The organism is Pseudoalteromonas sp. MSK9-3 (genome assembly GCF_003590335.1).
Classification (GTDB): Bacteria; Pseudomonadota; Gammaproteobacteria; order Enterobacterales; family Alteromonadaceae; genus Pseudoalteromonas.
The window spans coordinates 103,187-129,454 of sequence record NZ_MIET01000042.1 but is presented as its reverse complement, the minus strand read 5'-3'; the positions used below and the strand labels follow the sequence as shown (position 1 = coordinate 129,454).

The following is a 26,268-nucleotide window of genomic DNA, read 5'->3' as shown; positions in this document are numbered from 1 at the left end:
GAGGTGCATTCTTCGCACTAAATAATCGTTTTACGCGTGCGTAAATGATTATATTGGTCGTGAATATACTCTTTCTTAATCATCACCAGTCGTTCATAATTTTGCTGAAAATACACAGGGGTTGGAATAGAGGCATCTTTGAAGCTAATAAATGCGCCATAAGCCCCCTCTATTTCAGTACTACGACTCTCTGCGATCCAATCCATCGCGCGATTGGTATCAACATACACAGCATTATTTTGTTGCTCAATCTTATCTTTAAGTTCTTCATTCCACCAAGTTTGATATTGAATCGTATATAAGCAATCTTGATAAGGAAATGCAACGCCGAGCGATGCCGTGTTCTCATCTCGTTGCTGATAATAGTCGCCAGTAATTGCACCTAAAGTGACATAACTAAATAAGCCGAGCCCATTATTTTCGCTTTGAATTAAATCAGACGTCAGCGTTGCTAATAATTGTTCATAACCAGACGTTTTCAACCCTGTGGGTTCAACCAGCTTAGAGGTTATTTTATGTGGGGCTGGCGCATCATAGTCAGGTACAAACCCCTGCCCGTGTTGTCCTAAAATAGAATGAAGCAATGTGCTATGGTCGGCAATGCTCTCTCGGGCCCAGTGGCTGAGCAATGCATGATCGTATTCGTATTGTGAGCCATTGCTTTGATTACTGATCAACCTTCTTCCACCTACTTTAGCAGAGCTAATTAATGGTCTCCCCTGCATAGGATCCACAAACGTGGTGTGAATATAACTATCTAATGCCTCTTTGGTACCCTCCCAATAACCAAACATCGTACAAGGGTGATACAGTTGCGCAAGCTCTGAATAGGGAATTTTTGCAATCGCATTTATTTTCAGATTGGTACCAAGTAAATAAGGGGCTTCGGTTGATTTTATGGCTTCCTCCCAAGTAGTTAAAATATCGATGGTCGGGCAATCTTGTAAAGGCACACACTCTTCAGTATTAGGGTCTTTTTTCGTCAGTTTATTCCAAGTGATTTCAAAGCGGTGTATTTCATCCGGTAAGGCAAATGTTTTCACTTGCAGCTCGGTGACAATGCCCCAACTCATACCGCCACCGCCGCGCAAGGCCCACAGTATTTCACTCTGGTTGTTTTCACTTACCTGCGCAATTTCACCATCGCCAAGCACCACCGTTGCGCCCATTAAATATTCACAACACATCCCATACTTACGAGTCCAAGGGCCCCAACCTCCTCCTTGAATAAACCCTGTGAGCCCGACCGTCGCACAGGTTCCGTGGGCAATCATTCGACCCAAATCAGCCAGTGCGGGGGTCAATTGATAAAAACGATACCCTGCACCAATGGTCGCGACTTCAGTGTCGTTATCATAACTGAATTGCTTAATACGACTGACATCAATCAAAATGGTATTGCTGCCGCTACACTCTCCCTCATGGTCATGTCCACCGGAGCGCACTCTCACTGGTAAGTTATGTTTTATCGCAAGCTTATAAATTAACTGTACCTCTTCGGTTGACTCACATAATGCAATAGCAAATGGGTGCGCTTGAAAACGCGTATTAAACACCATCGCCTCAGTTTGATAATTATTGAGCCCTGCCACATTACTCAGCCCATTGTGCGTTTGGCTCAGCAAACGTTGTTTACTAAACCCGCGCTCTAAGGCTTGCTGATAAAACAACTGGAAGTTATTCACTGTATTGGCAAACACAGCTTGTATTTGGTTTCGTTGTTGCTGTGGGTCTGGGCTTTCAGGTATGGCTGAGCGCTCTAAATGCTCGCTTAATGTGTTGACTAATTTTTGGATCTTATTTTCTTCACTTTGCATGTTATTTATTCCTTCATAGGCAAAATAGCTAGATGACCCACACCATGAATAACAACTGGCGCGCACACTAACTTATATTTCTTTGCTTAAAAGTAGCCGCTAAAGTGCAATTAAGAAAGCTTGACAAGTGGGAGTAAAAATTTAGAATAACCACATTCGAATATCATTCGAATGTGGTTATTGATAAACTTGAATAGAGGTAAAAATGGCGCCAGCTCCAAAATACAGTCACCAAAAGCAACTTGAAATGATCCTTGATGCGGCAGAAGAGTGTATCAAAACATCGTCTGTAATGGACTTTACAATGGCAAAAGTGGCAAGAACAGCAGGCCTTTCAATGGGATCTGTTTATAAACATGTGCAATCTAAAGAAGACATTATTTTAGCGCTTGCGCATAGCTCGTTTTTACATGTCAGTAAAATCTTTGATCAAGTTTTAGCACTCCCGATTACAACCCCTGAAAAAGTATTGGCTATTTCACTCATTGCCCCAAGGAAATTACAATATTTTGTCTTCGATAATGACCTTCTTTCATACGCAGTAAATGAAGCCGTGATCAGCCGCGCTTCAAACATCTGGACAGAGAAAATGATTGTTGCAAACAATGCATGCGAACAGTCTTTTAAGTTGGCATTAACAGAAGGGATCAATTCAGGAGAATTAATCGGAGAGCTCAATTTATCTCATGCCATTGAAGAAATCATTTTGGGGTCATGGGCAATGTGTGTTGGTTATGACCAAGTGCAGCGCGTCAAGCAAATCAAACAAATCGGTGAAGGGACTGATTCATTAATGGACCCGTTAATCGAAAGTGATCCAATTATCCGCAGCTCTATACGGTTTCTAAATAGTTACCCATGGCAAAAACCACTTACCGAAGAGTCGGTTAAAGCTCTTATACACACTCTCACCGACATTAATCTACGCTAACTTATGGACGAATCATGAATATTAAACGCTGGATAATCTCTATTTTTATTATTGTCATTATAATCTCTACATTAGGCTTTATTAAGTTCAATCAAATACAAGCTGCAATCGCGTTTGGTGAGTCATTTCCTGAACCGTCAGCTGCTGTAAAATCAAGTTACGTGGAACAACGCAATTATAGCGAGACCAGTAAAGTCATTGGTCAATTACAAGCCAAGCGCGCCATTGACATACATAACGAATATCCCGGACTTATCGTTAAAGTGCATTTTCAACCTGGCGATTTCGTCGAAAAGAACCACGTACTCTTTGAGTTAGATACTCGTATAGAGCAAGCCAATTTACTGGCTGAACAAGCCAAGTTAACGTTGGCTGAATCTACTTTTTCACGTTTGTCTAAGTTGCTCACACAAAAACGTGTTAGTCCAGACCAAGTTGATCAAGCACACGCTGACGTCGCCATAGCAAAAGCACAAATCGCTAACTTGAATGCGATAATAGACAAGAAGATTATTAGAGCACCCTTTTCTGGTATGTTAGGGCTTACAAACTATCAAAGTGGCCAATTTCTTGATGTAAATACCCTACTTACTTCTTTAATTGCACAAGATGAAAAAATTTGGGTAGATTTTAAGCTACCACAAACACTGCCTCAATTAGCCGTTGGTGACAACGTTTCTGTGAATCTTATCGCAGGCAACCAACGCATAACAGCGACCATCATCGCAAAAAATTCCGCTATTGATATTGCTGCACGCCAGCTTGCTTATCGTGCAGAGCTAGACAATAGCCAATTACAATTGCACCACAATCAAATGGTCTCTGTCGTAGTATCGGCGCCAAGTATCCCTATGTTTGCAGTACCAACCAATGCGATTGCTCGAAACCAACTTGGCGCTTTCGTTTTTTCATTGGACCAGGATGACAGCAACAATTGGCGTGCTCGTTCAATTCAAGTGGAGTTAGGTGCGCGTCAGGGTGACATGCAGTTGATCACGAATGGACTAAAAGGTGATGAGTTTATTGCGACAGAAGGCGCATTCAAACTAAAAGATCAACTGCTTGTTTATACTCAAACACCAGATAACCTGACGCTTGAGGAGGAGTAATGAGTGCATTGCATGAAAACAAATCGTCAATAATGGATATATTTGTTCAGCGACCGGTCCTTTCCATCGTATTATCACTCTTGATAATACTCGCAGGCCTCAATGCTGCAAATAAGATTTCGATACAACAATATCCAAAAATTGAAAGCGCCTCTTTAGTCATTAATACCGTTTATACCGGCGCAGCAGCCGATGTCGTGAAAGGCTATGTCACGGAGCCAATCGAACGGGTTGTGTCATCAGTACCTGGGGTCGACTATGTTGATTCAGTCACTACATCAGGGCTGAGTAAAGTGACAGCATGGTTGCAGCTTAATCACAATACCACAGATGCTTTGGCTGAAATGAGTACACGACTCGGTCAAATCAAGTTTGAGCTCCCCACAGGGGCAGAAGACCCTGCCATAGAAATTATTCGCGCTGATAGCCCCTACGCCGTATTCTATTTGAACGTGGAGTCACAGACACTTCCTAGAGGGGAAGTCAGTGATTATTTGGTGCGCAACGTAGTACCGGGCCTGACCGATATCAACGGGGTACAAAAAGTCACATTAGAAGGCGGGCGTAACCCTGCCATGCGAATTTGGCTCGACAGTGACAAGCTGGCTATATACGATTTAAGTGCCAGTGATATTTTTTCAGCCTTACAAAGTAATAATACAATAGCCACATTAGGCTACAGTGAAAATAACCGTCAACGTATCGATTTATTAGCGAATACCACATTAAAAACGGTGTCTGATTTTGAAGATTTAGTCATCAAGGAAAGTAACGGTAGTCAACTACGTTTGGGCACTGTTGCTGACATTGAAATTGGAGAAGCTGAGGGAATGGTGACCGCTCGGCTGGATGCTACCGATACCGTATTCCTTGCGATCTGGCCATTGCCTGGCGCCAATGAAATTGACATTGGTGATGCACTTTACACTAAACTAGACAAATTAAATCAAGAACTTCCACACGGCATACAAATCACTATCGGCTATGATGGAACCTTGTACATGCGCGATTCAATTAAAGAAATATTCACTACGTTAGCTGAAACTGTGCTGCTGGTAGGCATCGTGGTTGTCGCTATGATGGGATCTTTTAGAACCGCATTGGTGCCGTTAATCACTATTCCTATTTCTATTCTTGGTGCCGTAGCAGTGATCTCTCTAATGGGCTTTTCGTTAAACTTATTAACTATTCTCGCGATTGTATTGTCAGTCGGATTAGTGGTGGACGATGCCATCGTCGTCGTTGAAAACGTTGCACGTCACATGCGTGATGGTAAACCACGCTTGCAAGCTGCACTCATTAGCTCTCGTCAATTGCTAGTTCCGGTGATTGCCATGACGCTTACTTTGGCAGCAGTATATGCACCAATCGGCTTTTTAACAGGACTAACTGGGTTTCTGTTTAGAGAGTTTGCTTTTACGTTAGCGATTGCTGTTTTAATATCAGGTATCGTTGCAGTGACGCTCTCTCCAATCATGAGTGCCTATGTGAGTCCTGAAGGAGGCCGTGAAGGAAAGTTAACACAAGCCGTAAATGGCTATTTTGATCGTCTACAAAAACGTTATTTCAAGCTATTAGACACACTGTTCACTATGCGCCCTCAGCTGATATTTATTGCTGTTGTATTGTCACTACTAAGCGTGCCATTTTATATGTTGTCACAGCAAGAGTTAGCCCCAATAGAAGATCAAAATACGGTGCAAGTTGTGGTTGAAGCCCCCCCAGAGTCATCTCAAGCCTATACTTCAAATAAAATGAACGACACTGCAGAGGTAATGAATGCAACGGAAGGAGCACAGTTTACTTGGCAGATCATCACCGCGGCTGCTGGATTTGGTGGTGTAGAGCTTGCCCCCTTTGAAGAGCGTTCGCACTCTGTACACGATTTACTCTTTGACTTATATGGGCGCTTAGGAAGTGTCACAGGGCTGAGTTTGTTTCCAATTTTGCCTGCATCACTGCCAACAGCGGGGCAATTTGATGTAGAAATGGTTGTACGTGCAAATGATGATCCTGAGACTTTAAAAAAGTATGCTGATGAAATATTAGCCAGGACAAATGCCAGTGGTAACTTCTTATTCGTGAACACAGATTTGAAAATTGACTTACCGCAAGCAGAGCTCAAAGTAGACAAAGAACTAGTCGCTGATTTAGGACTAAACCTAGCATCCGTAAATGAACAGCTAAGTGTCTTAATGTCGAATAACTTTGTTAATTATTTCAATAAAGACGGTAAAGCATTTCGTGTCATTCCCATTGTGGGCGATAGCGAACGCTATAACCCTGAAAACATCCTTGATATGAAAATTCGTACCGGAGATGGTGAACTTATTCCAGTATCATCTTTTGCCAGTTTACACACATATACCAGCCCACGCGTTTTAGGGTCATTTAATCAACAAGAATCGTTTCGGATCTTTGCTGGCGTGCTTCCTCACATAACCAAGGAGCAAGGGCTCGCAACGGTTGAAAAAATAGCAGCAGACATACTACCAACCGGCTACTCTATTGATTACGCAGGTGAATCACGCCAGCTTCGTAAAGAAGGCAATACCATGGTAGGCGTGTTGTTTGTCTCAATGATCATTGTCTATTTTGTATTAACTATTCAATTTAATAGTTTTAGAGACCCCTTAGTGGTCGTACTAGGCTGTGCACCGCTGGCACTATCAGGTGCATTAATGCTGCCATTTTTAGCATTAACCACCATCAATATTTACAGCCAAATTGGTCTGATCACACTCATCGGTTTAATCGCTAAAAATGGCATTTTAATCGTCGAGTTTGCTAACCATTTACAGCTTGAAGGTAAGTCAAAATTAGAGGCCGTTAAAGGTGCCGCCAGCACCAGATTACGTCCAATACTGATGACGACGGGTGCAACTGTATTGGGTCACTTCCCTTTAGTGCTCGTATCTGGTGCAGGTGCCGAAGCGCGAAATAGCATCGGTATTATTTTGGTCGCCGGTATGGTAATTGGTACATTTTTTACTTTAATCATTTTGCCATTGTTATACGAACTGATCGCAAAAGATCATCGAGGAGAAGTCGAAGCAGAGCAAAACCTTACTGCTGATCCTGTCCTTAATACCTTGTAATTTAATGCTTTGTCACTAACAGTAAAAGGCGACATTACCCTGTCGCCTTTTTTAAATCACTCAATACCGATATCAGCAGGAATCAATGAATAACACTTTGCTGAATAAGGCCTATCTTTAAAAAAGAGCTTATGCCTTTGTACACCTTCAAATGTCGCGTTTAACTTTTCTGCCACTCTATTGCTCGCATAGTTCTCTTCAAGCACATGTATTTCGATTCTTTGCAGCCCAAGATCAGCAAACGCATAATGTAATAGTTGTTTAATTGCTTTGACACACACCCCTTGACCCAACACAGATTGATTCACCCAATAGCCTAAATTACCACAACGATGCATTGGCACCATTTGGTTAATAGCCACTGAACCGAGTATTTTTTGCGAATCAAGATCTTCAATGACAAAATTATATTCAGCCCCGCTTTGCCATTGTTCAATACTATATCTCACCCATTCTTGGGCTTCCTCGATACTGTAATCTTTATGGCACCAGGGAAGCCAGGTCCCAAGGTGTTCTACAGATTCTGTCACTGAAGAGAAAAAAGCTTCACTATCATTGTTCTTAAAAGGCCTGATCTTTACATTCATCAATATAATCCTTATCACTGTAATATTAAAAAGGCAGTAGAATCCTGACCACGCCATATGAACTAAATATTCAGGCTCTAGACGACAGTCGCAATGCATAGATTTAATTTGCAATGGATATGGCTGAGTAAACGGCCACAAAACATATTAATTATTAGCACAAGAAACATACACATTATTCACTATTTTACTCTGTGAAAAAGTAAACTGATACTGCCCTATTAACGAAAGCCCTATATGTATATAAAATGAATTAGCATCATTTTCTTCCCAAGTATATAACCAAAACACATCACCAAATCGGTGTGCAACATCATTTAGCAGCGCTTTACCTATACCTTGGCCCTGATGTAATCTATGGATATATAACTTCTCAACTTCATAGCCATTAGCCTCACTTTCATAGTGAGATTCTAAGTTAACCAACACAAACCCTTGTAGAGTCGTGCCTTTTTCACACACAAGGCACTGATAGTTAGGCCGTGCTAACAAGTCTAAAAAATATGCTTCAGTAAATGTTGATAATGCATACTTCGAATACTCAGAGCGAACGCCCTCAAGCGCATAAGTATCAAACCATACAAGCACACTCAAAGCAGCTAAATTAATACAGTCTTCCGAGGTTGCCACTCGTATATTGCCCACATTTAATTCCTTTTGCACTAACGCATTATATATGTAATCAAAAAATGTGAGCCTCTTGCATGACCCACATTACATAAGTCATTTACCTTCATATCTATGTTATGAAGCGAGTGTTCTACCAAATAACGCCACTGCTTGCTGATACATTGAAATAGCTAATGCTGCGTCATACCTGTCACCTTCATCACGCATAAATGCATGTTGTGCATTTACCTCCTGCCAATGGAAGTTAATACCTGTACGTTGGCAGGCTGTGTAAATACGCAAACGCCCTTCCATAGGTACATGTGGATCTTGCTTACCCCATACAAAATGGATTTCTCCTTGTATGTCTTTCATTCTTTCAAATGATCCATTACCAATTTGCGCAGGTAACGAGTCACTATGAATATCGGTTGCATACAAACAAAACGCAGCTTTAATCGCAGGGTTTAAGGCTGCTCTATACGCTAAATGTCCACCAATACACACCCCCATCGCGCCGACATTACCATTGCACCCGTTAAGCTGCTGTGCAAACTCAAGTAATGCTTGCGTATCACTGTCGTGATGCTCTAACTGCTTGCTCCATTTGTCTTCATTGCCTTTGTCTTTACCTGCATCGTCATAGGCAAGTACTGTCCCAATTGGATTCAATTCATGAAACACTTCAGGCACAAGTACGTGAAAACCATGACTTGCCAAAATCGCTGCAGAGCGTGCTATTGGGGCTGTTTGTTGAAAAATCTCTGAATAGAAAATGATACATGGGTAATTGCCACCCTCAACAGGGGAATAATGGTAAGTGCGCATAATGCCTGTGGGTGTTGTAATATCGTGAGTTTGATGACTAATGATCATAGAGCAAATTAATTTTAATAGAGAAAGTTACCAATAAGGGTAATAGATTTAGTGCTAAAAAGTAACATCGCTTGCCTTCAAAGCACCATAATGTGGCCAATTTAGTTTTTATCTTGATGTTATGGCATATATTTTCAATCTTTCACTCGACCACCTTGCCATCATAGTGATCCAACGAGTCACACAAATAAGTCAAACAATGAACAAATTATTATGCACCAGCCTATTTTTTAGCGCACACTTTACCGTAAATGCTGCCGATGTAGATCAAGCAGATATACACATGAGTCACAAGCTAACTGACACAGGTAAAATATATTCTGTACACCTTAGTCAAAAACAAAAAAACACAACCCTGTATAGCGCTGACATTGATGTACAAACAAACCAAGTCACTGTCACTGTGTCACAAGGTCACCCTGCACAAATTGGTAAACTTATAATTGATGATGAAGAGGTCGTCGCTCATTCCAGTAACGGTAAAATCGCATGGCGTGAAAGCCGAAAACCAAAGGACAAAATGTGTTTACCTGCACTGTTTGGTGAATTTATTCTCGCCCACTTGGACCCTTTAAAGTCTGGTAAAACCCTCACCTGCTATGGCCCTATTCTCAAAGCAAAAAAACTCGCGCCCTTTAATGTGGCTTTAATAAAAGACACACCTGATACACTTGTCTTTGAGATTGGACCCGGATCATTCGGGATGTGGTTTTTTATGGGCACAGTAGAGGTACACCTGAATAAAACTGCCACTAAAATGGTGTATTACAAAGGCATCACACCAGCGCCACAGGGGCTAGAAGGTAAAATGGCTTATCTTGAATATGAGGGAAAAATCAATAACTATAACTTGCTCAACCACGCCACTCATTCAATTCTATGGTAATAATTACAATTAAAGAACCGCGACTTTACTGGTCGCGTCCCCCACATCGCTTTTTGCACTTAGAACAATAAGACGATTCACGATACACCTTTAGTTCTAACAGCTTGGCTGTGAGCTTTTTTGCTTTTTAAACTCACCATATTGCTTTGGAGACAACCCAGTCCACATTTTAAACACCCGCGAAAAATGTGCTTGATCAGAAAACCCACATATAAAGCCAATCTCAGAGATCCCCAACTGTCCTTCCAATAATAATATGCCAGCATGCTTAACTCGCACTTCCTGTACAACAGAGGAGAATTTCATATTCAATTGGCTGAGTCGGCGCTGCAATGTCCTGACTGACAGAGCCAATGAATGCGCAACCTTTGGTAAGTCAATATCTAACAATCCCAACGACATTATCACTTGCGCTAAGTTTGTCAATATCGCTGAATTAGGCTCTGTCATATGCGCCGGCGACATAATTCTTAAGTCATCTATAAATTGCCCTTTACCTTCTGCCATATCACTTTGTTTAGCAGAGACATTTGTTTCAAAATGGATATACCAATTACGTTGAGCACTCATCTGTTCATATGATTTGGCCTTAAATGGCGCGCAAATTACATTCGAGGGCAGTTCAAACACACAAGAGCACTTATTTGCAGATGTACATAATAAAACGGGCTGTCCTGAAACGTGTTGTAATAACGCACATAAGACGCCCAACACAGCAAAATCTTCTTCTACAGTAGGCTGATGTTCAGTATTTGAGCAATGACTGACTTTCACATAGCGTGATGTAAACTCTGCAGTAATGAAATGTTGGCTATGAATATAGCGCTCTAAACGTTGCCATTTTTTTATCAAAGTATGCACTGAGCTATTGGTTAATAGTGCTCGGCCTATTGGTGTTCCAATAAAATCAGAGACCCCCACCCCGAGTCGTAATAGTGTTGTAATATCGTACAGCTTGGCAACATCATTCACCCAATTTTGTTTTGTTGTGAGCGGAATGTGCGCAGATACCTCTTTAGTGTCGTCAGCAATCATATCTAAATCCAGTGTAGAAAGCCCTGAGCGTAAAATATTCAACATCATACGGCTCGCAAATGCGGGCGACTCTGGTAGTGCTTGCGTTTTTATAGTTGACGCTTTTATATTTGGCACTGCTACTTTCTCCCTGAAACAAATAGTCATTATGCTAATTTACGTGTTTATATTTCGTGTAGTAACCGCACTTGACGCACGATGGCGCTGTTTTGATACAAATTGACCTATCCATGGGACCTTATTCAGCCATGTCGGTGCCATACAAACAAACGTAACCACCGCTAAAAACCACACTAATTTACCCATAAAAACCATTGCAATCACCGCACTGATAGACAGCCCGGATAAGATACTTAATACCACCAATGTACGTGGAGGCGTTGGCAATAAGCACAATGTTGCCAACGCAATTAACCCATATTCTTGCACTAAGCCTGTCAGCCATTGCCAATGTTCATAACCCTTGGAGCCTTCGCTGGGCACAAAACTGACGAGATAATTATCTAGCATCAGTGCTAAAGCCACTAACAAGCTGGTTCCAATCGCACTAGCTAAGGCAAATAAGAAGGCAATAAGCCAAGCTTTTTTTGGCTGTAACCACGCCAATAACATCACCGATGTTTGTGTTGGTAAAGCAGGTATAAAAAAATCACCCACCGACAGCAGTGATAAAGCCGGTATTGCCATTGGTCGTTTTCCGTGACGAGCGATCCAATTGAGTACACGTTTGGACACTGTTATTTTGGCCATCCTCAATATCCTTCTATAATTTAAGCATGATGTTTTCAATGAAGTTAGGAAATAAAGCACGTGCTTTCATTAATAAACGTACTTTACCCACCTGTATTTCTTGCTTAGCGTTATTTACTCCGTCATAAATCTCTTTTGCTGCCTGCATCGCTGAAATTTTTCCAGTACCTCGACCTCGTGTCATATCGGTATCAACCAAGGGGAGTATCGCTTCACACACCTTCACATGACTCCCATGGCGCCTGACTTGACCATTTAACGACTTACAAAAGGCCCTCAGTCCTGCTTTATTTGCACAATAAACTGGTGAACTTTGTTTTGGTGCAATGCCAAGTCCAGATGTAACAAACACCCACGTTCCTGATTGCTGCTCAATATTACTAAACAGTTTCTTGGTTAACGTAATGGCCGAGGTAAAATTAATCGTGGTTTCATCTTCGATTGACAATGCTTCACTCTTAGGATGAAAAAAATCTCTGCTCTGCTGCACACCGGCATTATGAATAACCAGTGTCAATGCACGAGAGCCAACCTGCTCGGTCAAATGATTTATGTCCTGTAACTGCGTTAAATCACATTTGTACCACTGCGCATCGGGGCAAGTCACTTTCGCTCGTTCAACACTGTTCGCTGATGCCCCTGTCGCGACCACATCAAACCCTTGGCGTAAATACAGGTCCACCAATGCTTTTCCGACCCCTCGTGTACCTCCGGTAATTAACACCGTTTCTGTCATACTATGCACTCCCTCAAACGCCCGTAATCAACAGGTGATTCAAATTGAGCAAGCCCCAAATATTCGATGTATTTACCTTTTACGTTTAGGTCCCTCGGCTCTAATAAACCAGTGATTTTACGCAGTTTTAGTGTATTACGATCATAATAATACTCCGTAGACCCAAATAACATTCGCCAAAACCAGTTGTTCGGTGTCACACTAACCACTGTATGGTCGATGGTCTCTCTTTTTTGTAACGTGACTTTTGTATGTGCTTGTACCTTAAGTACAATATAATCCAAACATACTTTTTCTCCCCGTTTTAATGCCGACCAATGATGGACTATTTCAAATGGTATACTCAATAAAGTACAGGGTCGCGTCGTAAACTTCAGTGACTTTTGCTTTGTTTTATGGGCCGATTTTTTACTTTGCAAGACCGAGGTCGCCATGTTATTTGCCACGGTGAGCGAACCTTCTTCATTTAAGTGTGGCTGCGCCATCATGCCATATAACAGCCCTTGGTTTGGGCACCAAGTTACTTCTTCTTTTGCGACTATTGTTTGCGCGGTACCTCGCCACAGTCTTGTTGCATGAAGCTGTCCCTGCGATAAGCACGCTATGTTCATATCATACTCAAAAACAGGTCGGTCACTTTGGTGCTTGTTGTTCTTTACAACCGCTTTCACTTGTTGAAAATTAATTGCTGTATCACTATTCATAAGGGCTATCACATTAATTGATGTATCGCCCTACGATAATAAAAGCATCGAGGTAATGATTGAATATATGTGCCAACGTCTAAAAAATCATCGCTGAACTAGTCTATGGGGGAGTAAAATAGCGACCGAGCTACGCAACCCAACCTATCAAATCAATAATATGAGAAAGGACTATTCAGACACCCTTATTTGATAAACGCGTAAATAGCGAGACGGTCATTAGGAACAGGTAACAAACGAACAGATTTAAGCATACTCATCGAGCGCTAATTGAAATTTGGCTTTGTCTTGTTCACTAATTGACTGGTAATAATTAGCCATCAGTAGCACGCCATCAATCACTTCCCATGCCCTTCCTGTGACGACACCCGCTGTTACCTTGAAAACGGATAAAAGTATGCGGAACATGCCACATGCAATCTTAAATAACATAGAGCGATGCAGCATCGCGACAGTTCCCTCACGGATTTGCAACTCGCTACATTGCGCGCTATGTAAGGTAGTTAAGTCAAAGTCTTGATCGCCGACCACTTTAAAATGGTCCTTATCTACAAACACTTTATTCACCAGCAGTTCAATGCCAGACCCAACAATATCCGATACTTGGCTTAGCAATGTCATCCCCTGGATTGCCACAGATTTAACAACACGTATCACACGTTGCACAAAACCAGATATTGCACAAAAGACGCGCGAAACCGTTTTATATACCCATTTAAAAGCACGCTTTAAACCATCAAGGCAGGCAGCACCGATACTTTGCTTGTGCCACAATTCAGGGTTTCTTTCATCTTTTGATAGCGCCGCGTAGTGTTGGTTAATCGTGGGAGTTAACTGCGTTTGTTGTGAGGGAAGAGTATCAAGCTCACAAACACAATGCAGCGTTCTCAGCGCAATGCCGATTACTGTTAATTGTTTTTTTTGTATCGCCCGCGCGATATGTGTTTCTCGCACAAGTCGCTTGTCAGCTGAGCCATGCTTCACTCTTTCAAAGTCATCCCACAAACGAATAACACGTTTTAGTTCAGGATGTAATCGAGGTAAAGCGCTGGTATATCGGGTTTTATACCTTGGTTTAAAAAATTCGCTATATCGATAGGCGTCAATAGGCGCGCCAGGGTGAAAATCTCCCCCTTTAGCAAAGTCACTTTGTTTGCTGCCAAAGCCGTTTAACCACGCCTCTATGCGCGCCTGTGCCATGATCACACGTAAGCTCAATCTCGGTAATTCAGTTGGCGTCACATCAGGAAACACGTCATTATCGGCATTATTCCACACAATCGGGCGCGTCAACTGTTTGTGTTGTTCAAAGAACTGTTTAGCCTTAGCGTTTATGAATCGAGTAATGCCATCTGTGTCAAATAGCCACTGGAGCAAACTCAGTTTTGTTACGCGGACATTAGGATCAAGCGCTCCCCAATAATGCAAGAGCTGTTGCCAATACCTCAAGCCCGCTTCAACAGCTTGGTTAAGTAGCTCATGTGCCGCTGGCTCTGTGAAAAAGCGCCGTGTTTTACCGGGCAAAAGCCCTAACGCACGTAAGCGAACATAAATAGCGCGATTTAAAAACTTGCTACACGCTGGCTTTGAAAACCAACCTTCTAACTCGGTGGGCGCTTCAAATGAATACACCTGCTGTAGAACTGTAAACGATTTATGACCAAACCACGCATCACAATGCAGACCCGCTTCAGACTGGAGCGTTTTGATTGCCGTTGAGAAAGTTGATAACCACTGCCTTACCTCATGCGACCATGGCGACGTATGCGCTCGCAACACAGATTGAATGTCGATAAAATTTTCACGCTGCTCAGCTGATAGGTATTGCATGCGATAGAGGCGATCACATAACGTCTGCCCTAAGGGGCCACGCAACAGTGCCACATTTTTATCGACCTCATTCGCTGCAAAATCTGGTAACAGATGGTGCTTAAGTGTCTGCTCAATCTTAGACTCTGCTAGCTGATAGCATTCAAGTACAGTGTCTAAGCTCACCCTAAGTACGCTTTATAACAGTTACCCAACAAAGTGTGGTTAAAATACATCTTTTACTAACGCCAACAGACCTTCTCTGGTTTCACGCGCTGCACTCAACGCCGCGTTATGAGCGGTCTCAAGCTCAGGCGAGATGTCCTTTTGGCGAAAGACCATGCCATCACCATCTAATTTATGCGTGTTAAGTGCTACTAGCTCAATCTTACCTTCGGTCGATGCTGATGCCCCTGAAATGGCTTTTTGTAACACATCATTAAAGTCTAATTCATTGAGCTTTATTGATGCGCCATCATCAGCTTTCAATACCACTGAAAGGTCACCGGTATAAGTCGCAACAGACAGGGTAGAAAAATCAATCATAGCGTCGTCTAACTTCTCTAAAGCTGCTTTAATTTTTAGCATATTACAATTCCTTTTCGTTATTTTTTTTTGATATTCATTAGGGGCTGTTAGTTATTTAATAGCTTATTTGTTTGCGCCTAAATTGCAAACGAAATTTAAGTGACAATCACTTACGTAAAGACTCAGTAGACAGTGCTGAGCATTCGTCATTTCAAAGATGATACATCTAAGGTGATTATCGAATCCTGCAAAGCGGCTGTGACAATTAACGTATTTGTATTCAACAAGGTGAGCGACGAGATGGCAAACAGAGCTGTTTTTAGCACCGTTTTATTGACCTCTAAATGACCTGTTTGGCCTGTACTTAAAACAACAATCCCCCTGCCACTTTCAGCTGCGCCGTATCCCTTTTTACCATCGGACGTAAATGCCAAGCTGCTGATCCCTTTTAAACTTGGCGCTTGTAATACCTGTAACACTTTAAGGCGTTTGTTGCCTGCTTCACGGCCTAAATCACTTAAAACAAGAATATGGTCACTGCCGGTACACGCAACATAAACAAGATTAGCAATATTGACTCGATGTAGGGCTTGTGGACTGATGCATCCATACTGTTTTAAATTGAGTACTTGAGCGATTCGGAAACGCGGACTGGGTTCACTATGTAAAACGCTCAGCATGGCCTCTTCGTGTCCTAATACCAGTAACCCGTCAAGCGTAGCTTGATCACCCAGTGACTGAATAGCAACAGGGCGTGAAAATCGATGCCCTTTTACCGCGTCATTAGCAGCTTTGTCTAATAACAGTTGCTCATTCTTGATTTGGAAAAAGCTAACCGCATCACTTTGATAGCTTGCTACCGCAAAACGTTGTTGGTCGAGTTTTATCATCCCCCATGCACCTAACACATTTAACTTATCGAGTTCACCTATTGGGCTAGGGTCTTTAAATACTCTATGCGGTGTTAAATTATCACTCAATGCATGGACAAACTGGTATGCACCCGAGTCAACCTTCTTAAACAATGACACTGCACCATCATAAAAACTCGTGGTTACAAGCAACTCGTCGTTATTGAAAGCAATAACACCCGATGCTCCTTCCAATTTGAATTCGGGGTTATCTATATTTTTAAATGTCTGTTTAAATTGAAGTTGACCACCTTTTTTCCGAGCAAATATACTAAGCGCATTGTCATCACCACTTACAACAAATACCCGCTTACCATCCTCAGATATACTCAATTGACGTGGATTGTCTAACCCTGAAATACCGGGCTGGTCGTTAGAAATTAACCCTGATATGTATTTGTTAGCTAATTGAGTGTTGGCTTCAGCCGCCGTATTACCCTCTCCTTGGTGCAAAAGGCAATATCCGGCAGTTAGATACACCAACCAAGATGACAGTAACAGCTTTCTCATAGATTTCATCAAAATAAAAACAATCACCTATAATACAAACACTTAAAGTTCATGGCAATCTAAAAAACCCTTAAATAAGCCCTAAAACGTTACTTACCTTCATTTTTATGACTGGCAGCCCAACGCGAGCCATGCATTCATATCGCAGCTGAGGTGCTTTACATCAAAACGCTCTTTTGTAATTGCGTTTCAAAATGGCCGAACGACGGCTAGGCCTATAATAAACAAGCAAAGCTGACTCTTTTATCGCATTCAACTGCACTTGATGCTGAGCGATTTGATCGAGCGGAATGTTAATGGCGCCTGTAATATGCCCTGCGTTATATTATTGAAGGGTTCTAACGTCAATCACTGTAAAGGGGGTTGACGACACGTATTGGAGCAACAGCATTATTAAAAAACTTGAGGGGTATTAACCTGTGCTAACGTGCCAACCGCGAGGTGAAAAAACATCATATCAACCAATGCTAGCAGCTGATTTTATCGGAACACTACTTTCACTTTTCTGTCTTTTTAACATATAAGCCGTCAAAAATAACCTGCCATTTTTGATCGAGCGCTTTCGTTTTCCATACTTGCCGTACAGTGCCATCGGCATTAGGCGTCCAAGTGATCCTTTCTTCTAAATAATTGCCAGCCTTATCAAAATCGGAGCCCGTCAGCACCATCACATTACCTTGTAAATTTCCTTCAAGTTGTAGTAATAATCCTGTGTTATCTACCCAAGTTTGATGCCATAACTTCCTCGTAATATCATAAATACCCAAGCTCTCACCTTGATAACCCGATACACTCGTGTAGCGTTCTTTTATCACGCAATGGTTATAATCAACAGTGATAATATTACGCCCTGCTAATTTACCATCAGGTGTATATACTTGCCAATCACCCAACCAAAAGTCGAATTCTCGGTATCCTTTATCGTCACATTTAGCTGACACTCCACACGCACATAAACAACTCAAAACGACCAAAAACCATTTCATAATAGACCTCCTTTTTATATTTATAAGCGTAGCCGAGCCCTCTTAATTTACGAATTATAGTCAGGAAATACCTTCAGAAATAAACAAATCAGTCGATACTATGAGTGATTAAGAAATACATTCATATTTAAGGATTAAAAATGAAAACTGATGCACTACCGCAGACATTTGTCGTATCAAGAATCACACGTCACTCGCTCGAAAGTAGACCTGAACACGCCCAAAAAGAACAGCTCCCCGCCAATGAGGACCCGCAAGATATCGAAGATGAGCAACAAGTCTACACATTTTCAAAATACTTAGATTCAATGGCAGAAGACTACAAAGAGGGTAATGCCAACTTCAAAAGTCACTATGAAGACTTAGAAGTCGTCAATGAGGACTTACAAAGACAAATAGACATAGTGAATAAGCAAATCACCCAGTTAAAACAAAATCCACAGACACCTGCTACGCAAATGCATATTCAAAAAAGTACTCAACCTGAAAATGAAGGACGCAATAACCATATAAACCTCACTGCACACCGAGGCGTAAAAGAATATCAAGAGAATAATAATGAAGCTGTTATTCAAAATTTAGAGAAACAAAAAAGTGCGTTACTCACCAAGCAAGCAGATATTAAAAAAGCGATGCTAGACATGATCATTGATGAAATGAAGCGATTGGAAAACGGCAACTAGGCCGATACACAAAAAGCATGCACTATAGCGACGATTTTTCGAGTTCAAACTTGTTATTCCTATACTCTATAAAATTGGTATAGATAAAACTTCAAAGCTGCGGCGCTAAAACATGTACTTTGATTACAATAAAGCGACTGGCATTTACACTTCCACATAACCGTTTTGAAAAAGTACCGGCTAGTATTAAAATAGCCTAAGTCGAATAAAGAAACGGCCAAGTTATAGCTCTTAGCTGCAACAAAAACCTTTCAATTGATTACACAGAGGCGATATTGAAAATACTGATCACTGGTTCTGCCGGGCGTGTTGGACGTGCCATTTATATCAATTTAATGCAACAACACGCTGTGTTTGGGCTTGATACAACACCTTGCTCTACTGTCGACATGGTGGCTGACATTCGAGATACCCCCAAAATAATACACGCCCTTCGAGGCGTTGACGTCATTATTCACAGCGCCGCTTTACATGCTCCTCACGTTGATCTGGCGACGGAACAAGAGTTTATTCAAACCAATATCGATGCCACTGAGCGACTCGCATTAGAAGGCATAAAGCAAAATGTTAAACATTTCGTGTTTACCAGCACGACAGCACTGTATGGCTTGGCCTCGACCCCTCAAGGGCAGGCTGGTTGGGTAAATGAGCACACTCAACCACAACCAAAAACGATTTATCATACCTCAAAAATTGAAGCTGAAAATAAGCTCAAGCGTCTTTCTCAGTTATTTAATCTACCCATTACCGTCTTACGTATGTCCAGGTGCTTCCCCGAGCCTGCTAACATCATGAGTGTTTATCGCTTAACACGCGGCATTGATGTGCGTGATGTGGCACACGCCCACGCATGTGCAATCTCAGCTCGGTTAACAGGTTTTAGAACCTATATTATTTCTGGCCATACACCTTTTGATCGAGATGACTGCATTGCGCTTTATCATAATGCGGGTGATATGCTCCAAAAAAAGGCACCTGATCTAGCAAAGGCATTTGTACAACGGCATTGGCCTTTGCCTAACACACTAGACCGTGTTTATGACTCAGCTTTAGCGCAGAAGGATTTACAATGGCAGCCAAAATATGGCTATCAAAGCGTAATAGACATGCTCGACAGCGAGCTGCCCGAAGTATTGCCGCCAGTCAATTTGATCAGTACGATACGGCGCATTTAATAATAAGAAAAAACAATCATTAACGGACTATCAACCATGCCTTATACCGCTCAATGCCATTGCGGCAATATTACGGTGATATTTGATGCACCAGTGAACGCTCTTACATCATGTAATTGTTCAATTTGCCATAAACTAGGGGCGCTGTGGGGCTACACCCACCCGAGTAATATTACCGTCAAAGCCGTCGCTGAAAATACAACTTCGTATTCCCACGGTGATAAATATATTGAGTTTCACCATTGCCCTCGGTGCGGCTGCACAACTCACTACACACCAACAAAAATAGGGAACCCACAAAGAATGGCGGTAAACTTTAAAATGGTGTCAAAGAAGCTAATCAACGACGTCAAAATACGCCATTTCGATGGGGCCGATACATGGAAGTTTATTGAAAATTAACCGGCTCACGCAAAATATTGCTCTTGCTTGTCAAGCAAGAGCATACTATCAGAACACTGGAAGTCGCAAGGTAACTCAGTTAATGTACCTAAAAAACTAAAGGATACATTGTTGGTATGATAGACATTCTAACGCATTATCACACTTCCATTTTTATAGTCGGCATACTCGCAGGGCTCTTTCTACTGCAACTTATTATTGCTGATATTGCTTTGTTTTTACAAAAGCACCAAGCAGGGCATCCCGTAGAGCCTGATCATACTCGCTTTGTTTTTCGAGCAGTCAGAGCACATGCCAATACCAATGAGAGTATTAGCATTTACATTTTGCTGCTTCTTTTTGCTGTTTTTTCTCAAGCTAATGCTGATTGGTTGGCTATTTTCTCAGGTATATATTGTTTTGCACGACTAACGCATATGTGTTTTTACTATTTTAATGTACACCTTGCACGCAGTATTTCGTTTGCACTGTCACTGGCTGGTTTATTGGGTATGCTAGTTACTGGATTAATCAGCTGGATTTAACCTAAAACTCTAAAAATAAAGGCACCTACGATGTATCCAAATACGTGTCATTGATATACTCTGGTCATTCAGAAAACCCTTACATTTCAGTGCCAATTGCCTTAGAAGGGCACTCTAAAACGATGCTCAGCTTTTATAACAAGTTTGCTCAGTACATAGATTGAGATAGGTAATGTATTTTAAAAAACCATTACCTACTTCACTTCGAGACAAAGCTATACTGTCTTAGCTCGCGTTACAATTACCTTGTTGGCACTGACGATACAAATAATTGTATAAAGGCACGCTGCTACCACAGGCTGAGCCACCATTTTGAGCGGCACATATTTGACTGCGTTTTTGTGCAGCCCACTGTGCACAATTAGAACTACACGCTGCCGCAATCGCAGAGGTCGCACTAACAGATAAAAGTATCATCGCAACTGCCATTAATGGTTTTTTAGTAATCATTTTCATTGTTATTCCTTTCATGTTGTTTATTTACTTAGTTAAACCATAAGTAAACTGTTCAAAAATAGAACTGCGATAACCTAACACTTCTATTTTGTAAAAAATATTGAAAACAATTCATGCACTAAAAGAATGAACCAATTCATAAAACGTAAAGAATTACGCAAAATCTAATTGATAAGCCTGTATTTACTATTTAAAAAGCAACGTAATAAAAGCAAACTTACAATATCTGGGAGGATCAAAAGATAGGGAAGCCACGACACCTCTATATTTATTTTGAGGAAAAATACTAGCTTACTTTCTATTAAATTACAGAATACACCTCATAAAGGCGCAGTCCAATTAGACTTACTGATACAAGTAGACGAAACATTAGTGCGTATTTATTATGAATAAGCGAGCCACAATTAAGTAATACTGAAAAAAGCATCATAACTAGAATAACTAAGCCTTATACATTGCAACGCTCTAACATTTGCACAACCGTAGAGTAAAAGTTAAACCCGAATGAATATAATATGTGTTAATACGCCTCCACAAACGCGCCTGGGTAGGTTACTTGAAGCTCGATAGATAGGATCGAATTGATGCCTTGCAATTCTTTAAGTTTACTAAGTAAATCTACATCAGACGACACCACAATATAGCTAATCAATAAGTCTGATTTTTCGTGTTTTTTTAGCTCTGCCAGCTGCGGTGCACGCTGGTTTTTCTTTAAAACAACAATAATTTCCCCCGTTACTATACCTATTTTTCCAGTTGTTACATTTTTTACTTGGTCACCTTTATGCACGGTATCCGCCGTTAATATAATCTTATCCAAAGCCGTTATTTGTAAATATTTCTTTGGTAAAGATATAACCGGCTCCGCTTTACTGATCCGAGCGTTAGTCGTTGTTTTTGTTTCATACTGGCTTGTTGTCGCATTCTGCTTACGATCAATTTCTGCAACAAAAGAACACCCTGATAAAAAAAACAAAAAGAATAAAAATCGAACTAAAAGCACACGCATAGACCAAAAATCCCACTAAAAAGTAAAAAAAACTTTGAATTATTATTAAAAAAGAGAGATGTTAATACAGTCTAATAACAATAACACAAGGGTGAAAGAATGAAAAATGTACCAAAAATAACTATAATTGCAGCGTCTTTAACTGCGATATTAGGTGCATCCACGGTTTCTGCACTTCCAAGCAACACATTGTCTGAGCTGGCTTATTTTACAAATGAAAGTAACCATTTGGATTTAATTAAGTCTCAACAACAAGCACTTGCCAAACAATCCACCAGCTCAGGTATGGCAAGTCATTATGATAGTGAATTAGGTAAAGCAACCTTTCTGTGGGCCAGTAAAGGACTGGTAACCCCGAACATCGCTCACATTGCTATAGAAAAACGTAATGCATTTGTCGCAGATTACTACCTGCAACAACTCACTGGTTTAAAAACGAGCAAGTCGGCTATTTTAAACGGTGCAGAGCTGAGCAGTTTACATCAACCAAAACGCGGGCCAGCAATTGCTAAATACAAGCAGGTTGTTGGTGGTGTTGAGGTATTTAATCGCGAATACAATGTGATGCTTGACAAAGAATACAACCTTGTCGCCTCATCGGGTTTTGTATCACACACTAAAGTGGCTAACACCGTTGATGCTGCACTCACTTATTTTGGTGATCCTGAAAAAGCTATTAACATTGCCGCTCGCAACATCGGAGCCGATGAAACAGAACTAACCTTAACCGGCAAAAAAACACAGGGGCAATTTACCTCTTTCACTGCGAAAAACAGTGAAGGTGTAATCAATTCCTTTTCACCTCGCGCAAAAAAAGTATTCTTCGATACCGGTAAAGAGCTCATTGCGGCGCATTACGTCGAAGTTGATGTAGCACCAAAAAATAGTGTTGAATCGCAAGCCTATGGGTTTGTCATCGCTGTAGACACAGGCAAAGTTCTATTCAAAAATAATTTAATTGCACACGACAGTCACTATACATATCGAGTGTATGCCAACCAAGATGGCTATCCAATGGAAGGGCCTCATGGCGATGTATTGCCGAAAATAGGCACAGGCCCCGATAAAACAGAGATTGAAGTTGCACCTCTTGTTACCTTGTCACACTATTCAAAAATTAGCACCGCGGACGCATGGCTTGCAGAGGATGCAAACATCACATCAGGAAACAATGTATTTGCTTATGCGGATGTCGTTGCCCCTGATGGCTTTACCGAAGGTGATTTCAGTGCTGAACTCACATCGGCCAAAATATTTGATTACCCATACGAACCAAGCCAATCGCCCACCAGCTTAAATAATCGCAAAGCGGCGATTGTTAACTTGTTTTATATGAATAACTTCCTACATGATTTCTTTTACGACTATGGCTTTGATGAGGCATCCGGTAATGCTCAGCAAACAAACTATGGCCGAGGAGGTGAAGAGAATGACCCACTACATGTTCAAGCACAAGACTATTCAGGGTTAAACAACGCCAATATGGCAACCCCTGCAGATGGTCGAAGCCCACGTATGCAGCAATACCTCTGGAACAGTAAAGATGCTGTAGTCGGCACGGATTTTGGTGTTACTGTGACTTCACACGATCAAGTCGGCTTACTAGCATCATCACGAGTCGCGTCATTTGGCCCTGTGCAATATGATATGTCAGGCACCACAGCAAGGCTTAAAGATGGCACCGACACAGAAACCGATGGCTGTGAAGCCGCAACGAATACAGATGAATTAGCCGGAAAAATTGCTTTGATTGACCGTGGTGGCTGCGCCTTCACTGTTAAAGCTAAAAACGCACAAGAAGGCGGCGCAATTGGTGTTATTATTGTGAACAATGTTGATGATGGTACGCCAGCGCCAATGGGCGGCACTGACGACACAATCTCAGTACCATCAATGGGTTTGAGCTTTCAAGATGGTAAAACAATCTACGACCTGATGGCTAATGGTGACATGGTCACCGTCAATCTAATGAGCACTTTCCCACTTAAAGATTCAACGTTCGATAATGGTATTGTTGCACACGAATGGGGCCACTATATCTCTAACCGCCTTATTGGTAACAGTTCAGGGTTAAATAACTTCCAAGGCCGTGCCATGGGTGAAGGTTGGGGAGACTTCCACTCATTGATGTTCATTGCCCTTGAATCTGATTTAGCGATTGCAGGCAATGATCAATTCCAGCTGTCTTATGCTACCGGTACATTTGTTGAGAACTTTACTACGGGGATCCGCCGTGCGCCTTACTCAACAGATATGTCTGTTAACCCACTCACTTTTAAACATATTACCAGTGGTGCAGAAGTCGATGGCTTACCACCAACAAATGGCGGTTCGCCGCATGCGGCAGGCGAAGTTTGGGCGAACATGCTTTGGAACATTTACGTTGGTCTGATCAACAAGCATGGTTTCCAAGAAGCACAAGATCGAATGGCGACTTACCTCATTTCAGGCTATAAAGCGACACCAATATCACCAACCTATGTTGAAGCCCGTGATGCGATCCTTGCTTCTATGTACGCCACCGACATGGCTGATTTCACTTTGGCGCTGAAAGCTTTCGCTGACAGAGGCCTAGGACTTGGCGCAATAGCACCACCTCGTGACAGCGCCGATAATTCAGGCGTTGTAGAGTCAAATAAAACATCACTATCGGCATTCCAAGTGCAAAAAGTCACACTCAACACCAACTACAATGGCGCTGAATTAGGGTATTGCTCAAATGATGACATCCTCGATAAAGGGGAAACAGGCACGTTATCTGTCTCGGTAAAAAATGCCGGAGATACTGAACTCAGTAATATTCAGGCTAAAGTAGTGGTTACCAGTGGACACGATGTGACGCTTGAAAATGGCGGGGTGATATCGTTTGACGCGCTCGCGCCGTTTACGTCAATGACAAGTATGCCACTGAAAGTTACACTCAATGAGGCCGATACCGCTGACAACCTCACCTTTGGGGTCACTTTTGAAGGGGAAGAAGTTGTTGGCGAATCCACCATGGAAATTTCAACAACAGTAAACTACGACTTTAAAGTTAAAGCGCATCAAGGTACTTCTGCATTAGTGGACATGGAAGGCTACAACTTATTTGCCGACTTTAAAGAACATGTTATGACAGGCGGTGAGTTAGCTAAGGGCACGCAAAACTTTAATACTAGCAACACCGCCTTCTTTGCAGCAGGCAATGAAGGGGTTGAGTTTGGTGAGCAAACCATGTTCCTGCGTAACAATGGCTTTGAGTCTGATGTTGCAGTAGAGACAAAGAATTTCGAAGTGGGCTTTGGCAATGACTTCTCTATTAGTTTTTGGCACTTATTCATCTTAGAAGAGAACTGGGATGGTGGCGTACTAGAAATAAGCGTTAATAATGGCAATTGGGTTGATGTCACCTCAGAAATTGCCGGTGGTACATTTACTACAGGCTACAATACCGAGGCACTGATTGAGAACCCCTCTCAAGCATTACAAGAACGCCCGGTCTTTTCTGGTTCTAACTTCACCGCAGAGCAGCGTGGAAATATGGAAAAGGTCAGCTTTGGCGACCACCTTAATGGCCAAACGGTAAAATTCAGATTCCGTATTACATCAGATGGTGGCACAGCAGAAACTGGTTGGTTTATCGATCAAGTGAGCTTTGAAAACGTCGCTTCTTCACAATTTCATTCAACCATTGCAGGGAATGAAAATGCCTGTGACAATGTCGCGCCGATTGTGAGTACTCCTGAATCAGTCGATGTCAATGAAACTGACACAGCCACAATTACAGCAACCGTAACAGACCGAGATAATGACACTTTGACATATCATTGGATGCAGATAGAAGGGCCAGAAGCGACACTCGCGAGCAGCGACTCAGCGACTCTCTCAGTGACTCCGCCAAGTATTACTGAAGACACCATGTTAAAATTTGAGTTAACCGTCAATGATGGCTCAACTGAGGTGAAAACATCTACCACCGTCAATGTCACCAATGAAACACCGGTAGTAACGCCACCAACATTGCCTGACTCAAGCAGTAATAGTTCTGGTTCTATGGGGTGGTTCGCATTATTATTTGCAGCAGCAGGCTTGATCCGCCGTCGTAAATAAATGTATGTGATTTATTGATCTTTCACAAAAAAACAGAGCTAATTATTA

At 41.8% G+C, this 26,268-nt stretch carries 23 protein-coding genes; 9 read left to right on the top strand and 14 right to left on the bottom strand.

Going from position 1 to position 26,268, the window contains the following annotated elements; translation table 11 throughout:
• Positions 1-17 precede the first annotated feature (17 nt).
• A complete protein-coding gene (locus BGP78_RS18320) occupies positions 18-1,817 on the bottom strand; it encodes an FAD-dependent oxidoreductase (RefSeq protein WP_119862738.1) in 1,800 nt (599 codons plus the stop codon).
• A gap of 205 nt (positions 1,818-2,022) precedes the next feature.
• Here BGP78_RS18320 and BGP78_RS18315 point away from each other — a divergent pair, with 205 nt between their 5' ends.
• Genes BGP78_RS18315 through BGP78_RS18305 form a run of 3 tightly spaced genes read left to right on the top strand, consistent with a single transcriptional unit; the run spans position 2,023 to position 6,955 of the window.
• Entirely contained in the window at positions 2,023-2,748 is a 726-nt protein-coding gene (locus tag BGP78_RS18315) for a TetR/AcrR family transcriptional regulator (protein WP_119862737.1), read from the top strand.
• Positions 2,749-2,762: 14 nt separating this feature from the next.
• On the top strand, positions 2,763-3,857 hold the full coding sequence (locus BGP78_RS18310) for an efflux RND transporter periplasmic adaptor subunit (RefSeq protein WP_119862736.1): 1,095 nt from the start codon (positions 2,763-2,765) through the stop codon (positions 3,855-3,857).
• Positions 3,857-6,955: an efflux RND transporter permease subunit gene (locus tag BGP78_RS18305; RefSeq protein WP_119862735.1), complete on the top strand. Its 3,099-nt coding sequence runs from the start codon at positions 3,857-3,859 to the stop codon at positions 6,953-6,955. The genes BGP78_RS18310 and BGP78_RS18305 overlap by 1 nt, the downstream gene beginning before the upstream one ends.
• Positions 6,956-7,011: 56 nt before the next feature.
• On the opposite strand, the gene BGP78_RS18300 is transcribed toward BGP78_RS18305, so the two are convergent.
• The 3 genes from BGP78_RS18300 to BGP78_RS18290 form a co-directional block, all read right to left on the bottom strand.
• Positions 7,012-7,542 (bottom strand): GNAT family N-acetyltransferase, encoded by a 531-nt coding sequence (locus tag BGP78_RS18300; protein WP_182912325.1) that lies wholly within the window; start codon positions 7,540-7,542, stop codon positions 7,012-7,014.
• 147 nt (positions 7,543-7,689) lie between these two features.
• Positions 7,690-8,187, bottom strand: coding sequence for a GNAT family N-acetyltransferase (locus BGP78_RS18295; protein ID WP_119862733.1), 498 nt, complete (start codon positions 8,185-8,187; stop codon positions 7,690-7,692).
• A gap of 99 nt (positions 8,188-8,286) precedes the next feature.
• Positions 8,287-9,027 carry a dienelactone hydrolase family protein gene (locus BGP78_RS18290; protein WP_119862732.1) on the bottom strand — a complete coding sequence of 247 codons (741 nt, stop codon included), beginning with the start codon at positions 9,025-9,027 and terminating at the stop codon, positions 8,287-8,289.
• Positions 9,028-9,226: 199 nt separating this feature from the next.
• Here BGP78_RS18290 and BGP78_RS18285 point away from each other — a divergent pair, with 199 nt between their 5' ends.
• Positions 9,227-9,913, top strand: coding sequence for a hypothetical protein (locus BGP78_RS18285; RefSeq protein ID WP_119862731.1), 687 nt, complete (start codon positions 9,227-9,229; stop codon positions 9,911-9,913).
• A gap of 96 nt (positions 9,914-10,009) precedes the next feature.
• Here the strand turns inward: BGP78_RS18285 and BGP78_RS18280 are convergent, their stop codons facing one another.
• From BGP78_RS18280 to BGP78_RS18245, 8 genes are all read right to left on the bottom strand, one after another.
• Complete coding sequence (locus BGP78_RS18280; RefSeq protein ID WP_182912324.1) at positions 10,010-11,065, bottom strand: helix-turn-helix transcriptional regulator; 1,056 nt, start codon at positions 11,063-11,065, stop codon at positions 10,010-10,012.
• A gap of 39 nt (positions 11,066-11,104) precedes the next feature.
• Positions 11,105-11,698 carry a hypothetical protein gene (locus BGP78_RS18275; RefSeq protein WP_119862729.1) on the bottom strand — a complete coding sequence of 198 codons (594 nt, stop codon included), beginning with the start codon at positions 11,696-11,698 and terminating at the stop codon, positions 11,105-11,107.
• Positions 11,699-11,711: 13 nt separating this feature from the next.
• Complete coding sequence (locus BGP78_RS18270) at positions 11,712-12,434, bottom strand: SDR family NAD(P)-dependent oxidoreductase (protein ID WP_119862728.1); 723 nt, start codon at positions 12,432-12,434, stop codon at positions 11,712-11,714.
• Positions 12,431-13,138: a hypothetical protein gene (locus tag BGP78_RS18265; protein WP_119862727.1), complete on the bottom strand. Its 708-nt coding sequence runs from the start codon at positions 13,136-13,138 to the stop codon at positions 12,431-12,433. The genes BGP78_RS18270 and BGP78_RS18265 overlap by 4 nt, the downstream gene beginning before the upstream one ends.
• A gap of 246 nt (positions 13,139-13,384) precedes the next feature.
• Positions 13,385-15,133, bottom strand: coding sequence for a hypothetical protein (locus tag BGP78_RS18260; RefSeq protein ID WP_119862726.1), 1,749 nt, complete (start codon positions 15,131-15,133; stop codon positions 13,385-13,387).
• Positions 15,134-15,172: 39 nt separating this feature from the next.
• Positions 15,173-15,535, bottom strand: coding sequence for a hypothetical protein (locus BGP78_RS18255; protein WP_119862725.1), 363 nt, complete (start codon positions 15,533-15,535; stop codon positions 15,173-15,175).
• 146 nt (positions 15,536-15,681) lie between these two features.
• The gene (locus BGP78_RS18250; protein WP_119862724.1) at positions 15,682-16,896 is read right to left on the bottom strand and encodes a YncE family protein; all 1,215 of its coding nucleotides are present in this window, start codon (positions 16,894-16,896) and stop codon (positions 15,682-15,684) included.
• 497 nt (positions 16,897-17,393) lie between these two features.
• Positions 17,394-17,882, bottom strand: a complete 489-nt coding sequence (locus tag BGP78_RS18245) for a hypothetical protein (RefSeq protein ID WP_119862723.1) — start codon at positions 17,880-17,882, stop codon at positions 17,394-17,396.
• A 140-nt stretch (positions 17,883-18,022) separates the two neighbouring features.
• Here BGP78_RS18245 and BGP78_RS18240 point away from each other — a divergent pair, with 140 nt between their 5' ends.
• The 4 genes from BGP78_RS18240 to BGP78_RS18225 all read left to right on the top strand — a co-directional run bounded on the left by BGP78_RS18240 (position 18,023) and on the right by BGP78_RS18225 (position 20,666).
• Positions 18,023-18,565 carry a hypothetical protein gene (locus tag BGP78_RS18240; RefSeq protein WP_119862722.1) on the top strand — a complete coding sequence of 181 codons (543 nt, stop codon included), beginning with the start codon at positions 18,023-18,025 and terminating at the stop codon, positions 18,563-18,565.
• A gap of 275 nt (positions 18,566-18,840) precedes the next feature.
• The gene (locus tag BGP78_RS18235; protein WP_119862721.1) at positions 18,841-19,740 is read left to right on the top strand and encodes an NAD(P)-dependent oxidoreductase; all 900 of its coding nucleotides are present in this window, start codon (positions 18,841-18,843) and stop codon (positions 19,738-19,740) included.
• Between the two features lie 36 nt (positions 19,741-19,776).
• Positions 19,777-20,142, top strand: a complete 366-nt coding sequence (locus tag BGP78_RS18230) for a GFA family protein (RefSeq protein ID WP_119862720.1) — start codon at positions 19,777-19,779, stop codon at positions 20,140-20,142.
• Positions 20,143-20,258: 116 nt separating this feature from the next.
• A complete protein-coding gene (locus BGP78_RS18225; RefSeq protein WP_119862719.1) occupies positions 20,259-20,666 on the top strand; it encodes an MAPEG family protein in 408 nt (135 codons plus the stop codon).
• 225 nt (positions 20,667-20,891) lie between these two features.
• Here the strand turns inward: BGP78_RS18225 and BGP78_RS18220 are convergent, their stop codons facing one another.
• Both BGP78_RS18220 and BGP78_RS18215 read right to left on the bottom strand, forming a co-directional pair.
• Entirely contained in the window at positions 20,892-21,122 is a 231-nt protein-coding gene (locus tag BGP78_RS18220; RefSeq protein ID WP_119862718.1) for a hypothetical protein, read from the bottom strand.
• A gap of 520 nt (positions 21,123-21,642) precedes the next feature.
• Positions 21,643-22,131, bottom strand: coding sequence for a hypothetical protein (locus BGP78_RS18215; protein ID WP_119862717.1), 489 nt, complete (start codon positions 22,129-22,131; stop codon positions 21,643-21,645).
• A 99-nt stretch (positions 22,132-22,230) separates the two neighbouring features.
• Between BGP78_RS18215 and BGP78_RS18210 the strand changes: the two genes are divergently transcribed.
• Positions 22,231-26,220 (top strand): rhombosortase-dependent M36 family metallopeptidase, encoded by a 3,990-nt coding sequence (locus BGP78_RS18210; protein WP_119862716.1) that lies wholly within the window; start codon positions 22,231-22,233, stop codon positions 26,218-26,220.
• The last annotated feature ends 48 nt before the right edge of the window (positions 26,221-26,268 follow it).

Bases quoted from the DNA above. Each gene is read 5' to 3' on its own strand.
- BGP78_RS18320 (WP_119862738.1), bottom strand. From the start codon at position 1,817: ATGCAAAGTGAAGAAAATAAGATCCAAAAATTAGTCAACACATTAAGC.
- BGP78_RS18315 (WP_119862737.1), top strand. From the start codon at position 2,023: ATGGCGCCAGCTCCAAAATACAGTCACCAAAAGCAACTTGAAATGATC.
- BGP78_RS18310 (WP_119862736.1), top strand. From the start codon at position 2,763: ATGAATATTAAACGCTGGATAATCTCTATTTTTATTATTGTCATTATA.
- BGP78_RS18305 (WP_119862735.1), top strand. From the start codon at position 3,857: ATGAGTGCATTGCATGAAAACAAATCGTCAATAATGGATATATTTGTT.
- BGP78_RS18300 (WP_182912325.1), bottom strand. From the start codon at position 7,542: ATGAATGTAAAGATCAGGCCTTTTAAGAACAATGATAGTGAAGCTTTT.
- BGP78_RS18290 (WP_119862732.1), bottom strand. From the start codon at position 9,027: ATGATCATTAGTCATCAAACTCACGATATTACAACACCCACAGGCATT.
- BGP78_RS18285 (WP_119862731.1), top strand. From the start codon at position 9,227: ATGAACAAATTATTATGCACCAGCCTATTTTTTAGCGCACACTTTACC.
- BGP78_RS18275 (WP_119862729.1), bottom strand. From the start codon at position 11,698: ATGGCCAAAATAACAGTGTCCAAACGTGTACTCAATTGGATCGCTCGT.
- BGP78_RS18270 (WP_119862728.1), bottom strand. From the start codon at position 12,434: ATGACAGAAACGGTGTTAATTACCGGAGGTACACGAGGGGTCGGAAAA.
- BGP78_RS18265 (WP_119862727.1), bottom strand. From the start codon at position 13,138: ATGAATAGTGATACAGCAATTAATTTTCAACAAGTGAAAGCGGTTGTA.
- BGP78_RS18255 (WP_119862725.1), bottom strand. From the start codon at position 15,535: ATGCTAAAAATTAAAGCAGCTTTAGAGAAGTTAGACGACGCTATGATT.
- BGP78_RS18250 (WP_119862724.1), bottom strand. From the start codon at position 16,896: ATGAGAAAGCTGTTACTGTCATCTTGGTTGGTGTATCTAACTGCCGGA.
- BGP78_RS18245 (WP_119862723.1), bottom strand. From the start codon at position 17,882: ATGAAATGGTTTTTGGTCGTTTTGAGTTGTTTATGTGCGTGTGGAGTG.
- BGP78_RS18240 (WP_119862722.1), top strand. From the start codon at position 18,023: ATGAAAACTGATGCACTACCGCAGACATTTGTCGTATCAAGAATCACA.
- BGP78_RS18230 (WP_119862720.1), top strand. From the start codon at position 19,777: ATGCCTTATACCGCTCAATGCCATTGCGGCAATATTACGGTGATATTT.
- BGP78_RS18225 (WP_119862719.1), top strand. From the start codon at position 20,259: ATGATAGACATTCTAACGCATTATCACACTTCCATTTTTATAGTCGGC.
- BGP78_RS18220 (WP_119862718.1), bottom strand. From the start codon at position 21,122: ATGAAAATGATTACTAAAAAACCATTAATGGCAGTTGCGATGATACTT.
- BGP78_RS18215 (WP_119862717.1), bottom strand. From the start codon at position 22,131: ATGCGTGTGCTTTTAGTTCGATTTTTATTCTTTTTGTTTTTTTTATCA.
- BGP78_RS18210 (WP_119862716.1), top strand. From the start codon at position 22,231: ATGAAAAATGTACCAAAAATAACTATAATTGCAGCGTCTTTAACTGCG.